Genomic DNA, 12,266 nt, shown 5'->3' on the forward strand with positions numbered 1-12,266 from the left:
TATTTTTTATAGACAAAATGTCCCATAAGGGACATTTTTTATTTTACATTAATGGTAACCTCAACTGGTTTTAGCCATTGACTTGTGAATTTAACTTTTATAGGTTCTGTCGAATCTCCTTTTGCCTGAATATAAGCGGCAATGTGTCCATGAAATACTCTTTGTACATTATCTGTATAATCGGTCATATCGCTGTTATTTCCTGCTTCAAGTCCCAACAAAGTTCCTGAACCAGAAATTGTACAAGTTACTTCATTATCAGAAAGCATTACTGGAAGTCCGTTTTGGTCTTTAACCTGAACCATAATTTTGGCAACTCCTTTATCTTTACTGATTGTGATATTTTTATCAGCAATCGTTAATTCAACTGGTTGTTGTGTCGAATTTATGGCGTAACGGCTTACTTCTTTATCGTTTTTATCTAAACCAATTGCTTCTAATTTTCCAGCTGCAAAAGGAATATCCCAATAAATAATTCCTGTTTTTTCGTCGTATAATTTGGTTTCTCCTACTACTTTTCCGTTCAATTCTAAACGTGCTTTTGTAGCATTGGTATAACAAACCACACGAATTTTTTGTCCGTTTTCATAATTCCAAATTGCCCACGCATCTTTAGAAATATCTTTTTCATTTACTAAAGGATAAGTTCCCACGTAAGCCATTGGTTTATCTGACCATAAAGACTGACGGAAATAACCTCTAGGTTTAATAACTCCTGCAAAATCAACTAAACCAGAATAAAATCCTCTTGAAGGCCATCTTCCAGATTCTCCTAAATAATCAATTCCTGTCCAAAGAAACTGACCAAAAATAAATTTGTTGTTTTTTACCGCAAGCCAAGGTTCCATGTCATGAACGTTTTCGCTACCGTAAATTACTCTTTTAGGATATTTTTCGTGATCTGATTTGTATTTACTTTCGGTATAATTGTATCCAGTAATATCCAAAGCGCCTGGATATTCTGTTTCGTTAGACATAGCAACTCCCGCTAAACCAGCCGTTGTCGGGCGTGATTTGTCGTATTTTTTTACTGCGGCAACCAAACGTTTTGCAATTGCACCAAGGCGCATGGCATCTGGCGCATCTTTTTTGTAACCGCCATAAGCCGCTTGTCCGAAACCGTCTTTTCCTTTATCTAAAACTGGATGAGAATACGGATCATTTGGATAATCTACTTCGTTACCAATACTCCATCCGAAAACGGAAAGATGGTTTCTATCACGGCGTACAAAATCTTCTAAATCTTTTTCGGCATAATCGGCAAAAATATCAAACGAACCTTGAAAACCTGGAGTTCCATAATTCCAGCCTTCCAGCCATTTACGTTTTGGAAATTCCCATTCGTCATAAGCTTCGTTTAAAACCAATAACCCTAATTCGTCGCAAAGTTCGTAGAAATCTGGTGCTTGCGGATTATGACTTGTTCTAATTGCGTTTACACCTATTTCTTTCAATGTTTGCAATCTTGTTTTCCAAACTTCTCTTGGAACTGCAGAACCTAAAACTCCAGCATCGTGGTGCAAACAAACCCCTTTCATTTTCATTCCTTTTCCGTTAAGGGCAAAACCATTATTTGGATCGAATGTAAAACTTCTGAAACCTGTTTGAGTTACTGTTTTATCAATTTCTTTTCCGTCTTGAAAAACCGTTGTTTTGAGTTCATACAAATTCGGATTGTCTAAATCCCATAATTGTGGATTTTTGACATTGATTTTTGTTGAAATTTTTCCGCTTTGATTGGCAGCAACTTCCACTTTTGAAGAGGTTTTTGCTACTGTTTTTCCGTCTTTTGAAAACAATTCGTTTACAACAGTTAATGCTGATTTTGAAGAAGATCCATTTTCTACATCAACCTCAACATTTAGAGTTCCTGTTCCTTTTTTAACTTCTGGATAAGCGTAAACGCCCCATTGCGCAATATGAACCGGATTTGCATAAACCAACCAAACATTTCTGTAAATTCCTGATCCAGTATACCATCTTGAATCGGCACTTTGACTGTGATCTACACGAACAGAAATGGTATTTTCTCCACCAAATTTCACGAAAGGTGTTGCATCATAAGCAAAAGAAATATAACCATTTGGGCGTTTTCCTAATGATTTTCCGTTGATAAAAACTTCACTTCTATTGTAAACGCCTTCAAAATACAAATACACTTTTTCGCCCGATTTGCTTTGCGGAATATTGATTGATTTTCTGTACCAAGCAATCCCACCAGGCAAATATCCCGTACAACTTGCCAGCGTTGGACTCAATTGCCCTTTTACGCTCCAATCGTGCGGTACATTGATATTCTGCCATTTATTATCGTCAAAAGTGGCATTTTTTGCATCGGAAACATCTTGAAGATTGAATTTCCAATTATCATTGATTTTTTTCGAATCTCCAAACGAAATCTGACTGCTTGCAGACAAACATGAAAAGAGTAAAACGGGGATTAGGATTTTCTTGGTTAACATATTTTTTTGTTATTTTTTTGTTTCAGGTTTCAAGTTTCAAGTTAGGTTTGGACGTGAAACCTGAAACTTGAAACAATTTTTCTACTATTGTAATTCTCCCACAAACGTCACGACCGATTTTGCAGGGATTTCTAAATTATTAATTTTCTGGGATTTGGCTCTTTTTAAATTTGACGTATCAGAAGTTATATAAGGAGTAAACTCGTTATTTTTTACAGTTCCTTTTGATAAATCAAATTTGTATTTCTGAGCTTCTTTTCCACAGTTTACTGCGACAACAATCAGTTTTTTGTTTTGAACATCTTTATAAGCCGTAAGCATTACATCATTTGCTGAGTCTAATTCTTTTTGGTTTGGAATATCAATTCGCTGCATTCCCGGACGTACAAAAAGCGAATAATTTCCTAAAGCCCACAGCAGTTTTGAATCGTGAAATTCTCCATCATTTTTTACATAATTGGGTTCAGTTCCTCCTTTGCTTTTTCCATCATCCAGATAAATTAAACCGTCTTTATAATCTACTCTTGTTATTGAAGTCCACCATTGCCATGAAGCTGCATTTGCTACCGCAATATCATTATGAATTAATCTCGCTACGAATAAAGCGGTCTGCATTCCTAAATCTCTTCCTCCACCCGATCCTCCCGGAATTTCATTTTCTCCTGGATTTTCTAAAATACAATATTCCGACTGCCAATATTTTAATCCTGGTTTTTGTTTGACTTCTGCCGCAATTAATTTACGACTTAAAACCTGTTTTTCAATTGGCCAAGTTGTAAAATAACTGTGTCCTAGAATTACATTTTTTACATTCGAGAATTTTGTCACATTGGTTTTTGCTTTTCCGAAAAAAAAATCGATTTGATTGTCACGATTTTCAGCGTTTACATTTTCATACAAATAATCGATTTGCGCTGCTTCTGCAATCACGATTTCGGTATTCATTTTTTTTGCCAACAGCTTTTCCGAAAGCGATTTGGTCAAATCATAAATTTCCTGATTGGTCGCTGGAGTTCCTTCTTGACTGTTGGTATCTCCACTTTTTGGCATCCATTCCCATTGCGGTTCGTTTATCGGACTTACATAGTCGAATTTGATTCCTTCTTTTTTCTCCAAACCTTGAATACTTTGAACTAAGAAATCGGCAAATTTTGGAATTGCACCATCTTTTAGATTCAGTTTATTCTTTTGAGAAGCGAAAGACAATCCGTTATTAGTCATAAAAACTGGCGGACTGTTAGTGAAAATTAGAAACTTTTCGACACCACGTTTTTTGGCAGCCTGCAAAAACCATCTTTGACCTTCTTGTTTAGAAAAATCATAAGTTCCATCAGCATTCAAGAAACATTCGCTTCTTCTCCATTCGTCAGAAACTTTACTACTTTCACCTTGTTCTGTGCTTCCTGCACCCAAATTAAATCGCCAGATCGAAAGTCCGATTCCTTTTGGATTTCCGTTTGCATCGATTTCTTTGCTGAATAGTAAATCTGCAATGGCATTTTTTTTCTGTTCTGGCCAATTCTTACCTACAAATTGTGTTCGCCAAGCATCAGAACCTCCAAAACCATCCATGGTTTGTACTACATTATCTGTGCTAATAGTAATTGTTCGCTGTGCAAAAGACAGCGAACTGATTACCAATAAAAGTGAGACGTATATATTTCTCATTTATTCTTTTTTTATCTTATTGACGTATTTTTTTATCGTCTAGTTTGTCATTCTGAGGAACGAAGAATCTTCGTAAGTAACTCCGTAATCTAAATCTCCAATCTTTGTCGAGCTACTTGCGGAGATCCTTCCTTCGTCAGGATGACAAGATTGTGGTTAATAGCTTTGTCAAAGTTTAAAACTTTGACAAAGCTTGTATTTTAAAACCTTAGAATCTTAGCATCTCAGAACCTCAGCATCTTATTTATAAGTACCCACATAAGTCACTACAGATCTGGCAGGAATTTCAAAACCAGAAACATCAACCGTTGTTCCTTTTTTCAAACTCAATGTTTCGGAAGTAATATAAGGCGTTAATTTATTATCTGTTAATGTTCCGCCTGCAAGATTTAGTTTATAAGCTTTCGCTGATTTGCTGATGTTAACCGCAACCATAACTAATTTTTTATTTGCTACATCTTTATAAGCCGTAACCATAACATTATTTAATTCTGCTGTATTATCAATACTTGGAATTTGAACTCGAACCATTCCAGGTTTTACGAAAAATGAAAAGTTTCCTAAAGCCCAAAGCGTTTTTGAATCTCTAATATATCCATCATTTTTGCAATAATCAGCATTTCCTGCTCCGTTGCTTGCGCCATCATCTACATGAATTAATCCGTCTTTGTAATCACCACGACTAATTGCCGTCCACCATTGCCAAGAAGTTACGCCTCCAACTGCAATATCAGTGCTAATAATACGTGCTGTCCAAAGTGCTAAAGGCATTCCTAAATCTCTTCCAGCTCCTGCTCCACCTGGAAGTTCTGCAGTTCCTGGGCTTTCTAAAACACAATATTCAGATGACCAAAGGCTTAATCCTCCAACAGATTGTATTCTCGCAGCTGCGTCTTGTCTTGAAGAAATCAAAGTACTTAAAGGCCATGCTTGCCAGTAACTATGTCCAGAAATAGTTCTTTTTACGTTGCTTAAATTTCCAATATTTTTAGAAGAATTTGCGGCAAAGAAATAATCAATCTGATTCGATCTACTTTCTTTTCCTGAAACTGTTTTATAAAGCGGTTCATAAGCTCCAGCTTCTCCTACAACAATTTTAGCTTGTAAATTTTTCGCTTGCAATTTTGGAGATAAAATGTTTACAAAACTGTAAATATTCGTGTTAGTAGCCGGAGAACCTTCTTGCCCCGATCCGTCCCACTCATATTGAGGTTCGTTGAACGGACTTACATAATCGATTGTTAAACCATGTTCTGTTTTTAATTTATCTAAAGATGTTGTCCAAAAGTCAGCTAAATCGGGCATTTTTCCATCCTTTAAATTATAAAATTCTTTGATAGAAGCGTGCGCTTTTCCATTTTGAGTCAAATAGACCGGAGCGCTGTTTGCAAAAGCCAATAGTTTATCAACTCCACGCTCTCTTGCGGCTTTCATAAACCAAACCTGACCCGCTTGTTTCGTCATATCATACGAAACTCCGTTTGTGGTAAAACATTCCGATCTTCTCCATTCGTCTGTAATATCACTGGCATCGCCTTGTTCTGCGCTTCCTGCTCCAAGGTTAAAACGCCATAAGGACAATCCGATTCCTTTTGGATTTCCGTCAGCATCTAAACCTTGGCTGAACAATAAATCGGCTATTTTATTTCTTTTATCAGTTGGCCAATTTTTTCCAATAAAATTACATTGCCAAGCATCCGAAGCTCCGAAACTTTCCATCGTTTGAAGATTCATTTCTAAACTAACATTCAATTCTGTCACAGCATTTTCTGAATCTGAATTTTCAGATTTTTCAGAATCGCAGCTTACAAAAAAAGAACTTGCGAAAAGTAAGCCTGCACAAAGCAGACCTACTTTATTTTGATTATACTGTTTCATCTTAGTATCCAGGATTTTGTTTAATTACACCACCGCTCAAATCGATTTCTAATTGCGGAATTGGCCACAATAAGTTTTTTGCAGGATTAAAATTGATTCCTTTATCCTGAGATTCTCTCAAGTTTGTTGTTTCGTAAGGATCTGTAGAACTCAAGTTGTATTGCACGAAAGTTCCGTTTGGTCCCATCAAAGATTCGATAACCGGTCTTCCTGTTGTTGGATCTTTTTCACGACGAATATCAAACAAACGCAATCCTTCAAAAGCCAATTCTAAACGACGTTCTTTGTAAATCTGTCTTAAAAGTGTAGGTCCTGAAATTCCTGTTTTCGGATCTAATTTTACACGTGCTCTGATAATATTAATATCTGCCAAAGCATCACCGCCCGTATGATAATTAGCTTCAGCTCTTGTTAAATACATTTCTGCCAAACGAATCAGCGGAATGTTTAATGGTAAGTGACCGTCTTTTTTATCTAATGCACGGCGTGTCGCAATTGGAATATAAGATTTACGGCAGATACGACCCGATTTATTATCGTTTAAACTGAATTTATGTGTTGGATTTAAAACCTCATCTCCGTAAGCTGCTTCTCCCCATTTTGTAATCGTACTTCTTCTGCGGATAACATCATTTTCAGACAAATATGCATTTTCTAAATCACTTGTTGGCATACACCATCCCCAACCATCAAGAACGTCGGCAGCATCATTACTTGGAAAATTCTTTTTGTCTTCTCCTCTTGCTCCAGATAAAGTTGGCAATGCCGCGCCTAAACTTCTATCCTGAACAGAAGACGACTGCGCTTCTAAAATAGATTCAATTCCGTTATGATTGTTAACATTCCAGATATTTAAGAAATCAGTTTCTAACTGAAAAGGACCTTCTGTAATTACTTTGTTAGAATATGTTTTTGCTTCTGCCCATTTTTCTTGGAACAATGACACTCGAGCCAATAAGGCATAAGCTGCCCATTTGTTAATTCTACCATTTCTTGCTACAGGAGCACTTTCTAGTTTTGCTGCTGCATCTTTAAGATCGGTTTCTATCTGAGTGTATACTTCTGCGGCTGTATTACGCGATAAGGTTAAATCTCCAGTTCCTAAAGATTTTGTATAAACCGGAACTCCTCCAAAAAGATTTACCAATTCATAATAACAATAAGCCCGTACGAATAAAGATTCGCCCATATACTGATTTTTTTGAGCATCGGTAAGTGGCGAAACAGCCATTCTTTCTAAACCAACATTTGCAGATTGAATCGTATAGAAATGTGCTGTATAGATACTATTCATATCGCCCATATTATCAGGAGTTATGATATATTGCGAACAAGGTCTATGTGCGCTATTGTCTTGACCTGTGTTTCCCATCCAAGCATCATCTGTAGACATTTCGTTGGTTACTCTAGGAGCCGTTAATACCCACCATTCTTTTGCTAATAATAAGCGTTGTGTTAATTCATTTGCATAATTCTCGCATTCTTGTACTGTTTGAAAATAATTTTCTAAAGTCTGAGTTCCTCTTTGATCTTTTTCTATAAAATCACTGCAAGATGCCGAAAATAGAGAAAAAGCTATTATTGATACTATTATTTTTTTCATGATCGTTTTGATTAAAATGCAACATTAAGTCCCATCAAGATTGTTGGCTGAACTGGATAATTCCATCCTCCAAAACCTGATCCTTTTACTCTGTCTCCATTATTTGGATCTCCTGCTCCAACTTCAGGCTCAACTCCTGAATAGTTAGTCCATGTCCATAAATTTTGTCCTGATAATGACAATCTTAATTTATCTAAACCAAATTTGTTGTAGAATGAATATCCAATTTGAAGGTTTTTCATTCTAACAAAAGATCCGTCTTCTACATAAAGAGAAGAGAATTTTGTAAAGTTCTCGTTGTTATCATCCTTTGATAATCTCGGAATATAGTTTGAAGTTCCTTCGCCATGCCAAGCCATTTGTTCCAATCCACTTACTTTGTTGGTCAAACTTGCACCATTGTATAAATCTGAAATGTTTTGATTAACGATTTCATTTCCAATACTTGAATAAAAATTCGCTACTAAATCGAAGTTTTTGTAAGCAAAGTTTAAGTTCAAACCAATATTGTAGTCTGCCCAAGGAGAACCAATTTTAGTTCTGTCTTTGTCATCAATTTTTCCGTCGCCATTTATATCTTTAAAACGAACATCTCCTACTTGCGCATAAGGCTGTAATTTAGTTCCGTGTTCATCAGTATGCGAATTTAATTCCGTTTGATTCTGGAATAATCCATCAGCAACATAACCGTAAAAATATCCAGGCTCATCACCTTTAACCGTTAAGGTTCTATTGCTTGAGCCGTATAATCTTTCTCCATCAGCAGATAAAGAAATCATCTCTACATCTACAGTTGTAAAAGTTAAATCTGCACCATATGAGAAATCTCCTTTTTTATCTTTAAATGAAATCAATAAATCGATACCGCTTGATTTCATTGAACCTACATTTGTCCACATAGTTGAATATCCTGGGAATCCGCTGTAAGTCGGAAATTGTTTTAAGAACAACATATCTTTTGTTTTCTTTTGATAATATTCAATAGATCCAGACAATTTGTTTTTCCAAAATCCGTAATCGATACCAAAACTCATATCTTCTACAGTTTCCCATTTAATATCCTTATTTGCCATAGTCGATGGATAAGAAGTATCTACCACCTGACCATCAATCACATAATATCCTTGTCCGATATTTGATTGATAAACCGCATCAGGCAAACCTTGATTACCTACTTTACCCCAACCTGCTCTAAATCTAAGATCGCTTAAAACATCTTTTGCAGATTCCATAAATCCTTCGTTTAAGATTCTCCATGAAGCTGATGCCGATGGAAAATTTGCCCATTTATTGTTTGCCATAAATTTTGAAGAACCGTCACGTCTAAACGTTCCTGTAAAATAGTACTTTCCGTCATAGTTATAAGAAAGACGTGAAATGTATGACATCAATGAACTTGACCAGCTAGTACCACTGCTATTACGATTTTTAGTAGCTGCACTCACTTCTCTCATTAAATCTGAATTATTAGGAACTCCTTCGCCGTAACCCCAAACATCATTTGCATTGTATTCTTCCATAGTACTACCAACCATAAAAGAAGCATTGTGTTTTTCGGCAAAAGTTCTGCTATAAGTTGCTGTAGTTTGCCAAGTCCAGTCTGCGTTTGTAGTGTTTTTTCTTTCTACACTATTAATTTCTGCTTTTTCGTGCGCTGCATCAATTATAAAATCTGGTCTGAAAATACTTTGTGTTTTATCACCAACTTCAATAGATGCCTGTGTACGAATTACTAAACCTTTTATTGGTTCGTATTGTAAATATCCATTTGTATTTAAGTTGTACTGGTTTGTAAAATCATCATATCTTTTTACTGCTGCAACAGGATTCCAAACATAAGAAGGAGAACGAGCATAAATACTGTATTCATTTTCTAATCCTGTTAACTGATCAGCTGGTTTGTAAATTGGTGTAATTGGATCAATTTTATCAAAATCTGCCCAATTGTTAGGAGAACCCCAAGTTTCGTAACGCGGATTTAAAGTAATTCCTGCTGAGAATTTATCAGAGAATTTGAAATCGTTAGCAATTCTCATTGTCACTCTTTCCCATCCGCCAACTTCATAAATTGATTCTGCATTATAATAGTTTAAACTAATGGCGTAAGTATGTTTATCAGAACCACCTGCCACACCAAAAGAAGCATTCGTCACGGGAGAAGCTTTTCTAATTCCTGCATTCCACCAATCTGTTGTTTTCCCTCTGTATTGAGATGGATTTGGCAAATAATCTGAATAACCCGAGTTGTTGTAAGCCGTATTCATAATCGTTGCATAACCTTCGGCATCAGCCATATTGTATGGATTATTCATCATCTGCATACCTGAACTCAAGTCAAAATTGAATCTTGCTTTACCAACTTTTCCCTTTTTCGTAGTAATTAAAATAACCCCGTTTGATGCACGAGAACCATAAATGGCACTTGCAGAAGCATCTTTCAGAACCTCCATAGATTCAATTTCATTATTACTCAAGAAATTGATGCTCGTTCCCATCGGAATTCCGTCTACTACATAAAGCGGATCTGTATTTAAGTTTAAAGTCGAAATACCACGAATTAAAACTCTAGGTTGAGCTCCCGGTCCTCCAGCCCCCGTAACTTGGACACCGGAAACTTTCCCCTGTAATGATTCTGTTACGTTACCAACAGTCATAGTCTGTAATTCTTTTCCTTTTACAGAAGAAATCGAACTGGTTACATCGCTCTTTTTAACAGCTGCATAACCAACTACAACTATCTCATCTAGTGCTTGACTTGATTCTTCAAGAATAACATTAATCTCTGTTTTATCTCCAATTGACTCTACTTTGGTTGTAAAACCAACAAAAGTAAATTCAAGCTGTGCATTTTTATTTGGAACATTTAGCACATAATTACCATCAAAATCAGTTGCTGCTGAAGTCGAAGTTCCTTTTACCATTACGTTTACTCCTGGAATCGGCACATTGGCTTTATCCTTAACAGTTCCTTTTATTTTTATTTGTCCAAAGGATACAGCAGTACACAAAAGGGCAATAAAAAATCCTATATATTTAAATTTCATATTAAGCTGTTTTATTTGTTAATTGTTACAACAAGAATGTGTAACCAACTATTTTTTTGTTATAAATACTCTTTCTAATTCGGTATCTAAAACCACTTTGTATACGCCTGGAGCCGCTGGATATTTTGCATTACCATTTTCTCCTGGAGACATTGTCGCAATTCCGTTTTTAATCAATCTCCATGATGGACTCCACCATTGACCTGTAAAAGTGGCTTCCATTGTACCTGTCAAAGTATATTCTCCAACTAACTGATAAGGATTTGCCGCATTATTTGATAAATGCAATCCTTTTTGCATCCATGCGTCCCAAGTATCCCAAGTTGCGCCTTGAATTCCGCCACCGCAAACACTTACGAAAGGTTTTCTCTGCGCTTCTACATCATGCCATAAACCGTTTGCAACATCTGCCCAAACTTTACTTGTTGGTGTATATTTTTCGGCAGTATATTTCAGCGTATTCGGATTTACTTTAATTTTATAATATCCTTTTGTTGGTAAAACAATCGCCGCTGAAGCCACATCATCAACCAATTCTCCTGATGCATTTAAACCAAAACAATGTGGCGCAAAATCTGATTCTTGACCTAAGAAATAAATTTCTTTATTGTCTTTATCAGCATAATATTTAAATTCGAAATCTTGTCCTGTTTTTTCGTGGAAATACATCGGAACTCCAACTGCATCTGTCGTAAGATTTGTTCCTTTTGGCTGATCGCATAAGTAAATTGCTGGATACTCATTTGTTGCCACAATATTGATGTTTAATGATCCTGTGTTTGGAATCGCAAATTTATCTTTAGCTGTAATTGTTAAAACATAATTTGCTGCCGTAACTGGTAAAGTATAGGTTTTATTGAAAGTATAAGATTGTGGAGATCCAACTAATTGCACAGTCTCATCAATACCAAGTTCGGTACATTTTATCTGAATATAATCGATTCCTGAATCGTCATTTACCACAAAATTTACTGGCATTTTATTGCTTGTCGACAATAAAATAACGGCGCCTTCTTTTGGAGTAATCATAGAAATACTTGGCGCAGCAAATTCGCCATCAAGACGTAAATTGATTTCTTCGTTTACTACATTTCCTGAAACATCAGTAATAATTAATTTTATTTTGAAAGCTTCAGATGTTCCTCTACTAGCTGGAACTTCAAAAAAGTAACTTAGATCATAAGACTCTAAAAGCGGATTTGTAGCAAAACTGATTGTTTTATCTAATGACAATTCTGGAATTTGAATCTCTACACTTTTTAATCCTAAATCATCGGCAAGGGCTGCTTTGATTTCAAATTTTCTACTTGGCGCTCCGTAAATTTCTTTTGTCGAAACTACCACCGTAGGGTTATCAGAACTTGGAAATCCTGATTCGTTATTTTGGCAGCCGGTAAATAGAATGCCAAAAAGAGCAAGAAAAAATAAAAATACTTTTTTTTTCATTTCTTAAGTTTTAAGGTTTAGTTAGTTAGTTTTCTTTCTAAGCGAAAGTTTTTATTCTCGCAGGTTTAAGTCGAGATTGGTTTTTCTATTTTCATAATACGGAAAACAGTTGCAATTAATTATGTGGTTACTTTCATATTGAATTGAGTTTGGTTAATTGTTTTA

The 12,266-nt window shown here is 35.8% G+C and carries 6 protein-coding genes; all 6 read right to left on the reverse strand.

Translation table 11 applies throughout. The annotated features are described in order from the left end of the window. Window positions 1–38: 38 nt before the first annotated feature. The 6 genes from NYQ10_RS21175 to NYQ10_RS21200 all read right to left on the reverse strand — a co-directional run bounded on the left by NYQ10_RS21175 (window position 39) and on the right by NYQ10_RS21200 (window position 12,101). A complete protein-coding gene (locus tag NYQ10_RS21175) occupies window positions 39–2,462 on the reverse strand; it encodes a sugar-binding domain-containing protein (RefSeq protein WP_289878109.1) in 2,424 nt (807 codons plus the stop codon). An 84-nt stretch (window positions 2,463–2,546) separates the two neighbouring features. Continuing rightward, window positions 2,547–4,130: a glycoside hydrolase gene (locus NYQ10_RS21180; RefSeq protein WP_289878110.1), complete on the reverse strand. Its 1,584-nt coding sequence runs from the start codon at window positions 4,128–4,130 to the stop codon at window positions 2,547–2,549. A gap of 240 nt (window positions 4,131–4,370) precedes the next feature. Further along, the gene (locus NYQ10_RS21185) at window positions 4,371–6,008 is read right to left on the reverse strand and encodes a glycoside hydrolase (RefSeq protein WP_289878111.1); all 1,638 of its coding nucleotides are present in this window, start codon (window positions 6,006–6,008) and stop codon (window positions 4,371–4,373) included. Between the two features lies 1 nt (window position 6,009). Then, a complete protein-coding gene (locus tag NYQ10_RS21190) occupies window positions 6,010–7,611 on the reverse strand; it encodes a RagB/SusD family nutrient uptake outer membrane protein (protein WP_289878112.1) in 1,602 nt (533 codons plus the stop codon). An 11-nt stretch (window positions 7,612–7,622) separates the two neighbouring features. Beyond that, on the reverse strand, window positions 7,623–10,655 hold the full coding sequence (locus NYQ10_RS21195) for a SusC/RagA family TonB-linked outer membrane protein (protein WP_289878113.1): 3,033 nt from the start codon (window positions 10,653–10,655) through the stop codon (window positions 7,623–7,625). Between the two features lie 48 nt (window positions 10,656–10,703). Next, window positions 10,704–12,101 carry a hypothetical protein gene (locus NYQ10_RS21200; protein WP_289878114.1) on the reverse strand — a complete coding sequence of 466 codons (1,398 nt, stop codon included), beginning with the start codon at window positions 12,099–12,101 and terminating at the stop codon, window positions 10,704–10,706. Window positions 12,102–12,266: the final 165 nt, after the last annotated feature.

It is taken from the genome of Flavobacterium johnsoniae (genome assembly GCF_030388325.1).
GTDB lineage: Bacteria > Bacteroidota > Bacteroidia > Flavobacteriales > Flavobacteriaceae > Flavobacterium > Flavobacterium johnsoniae_C.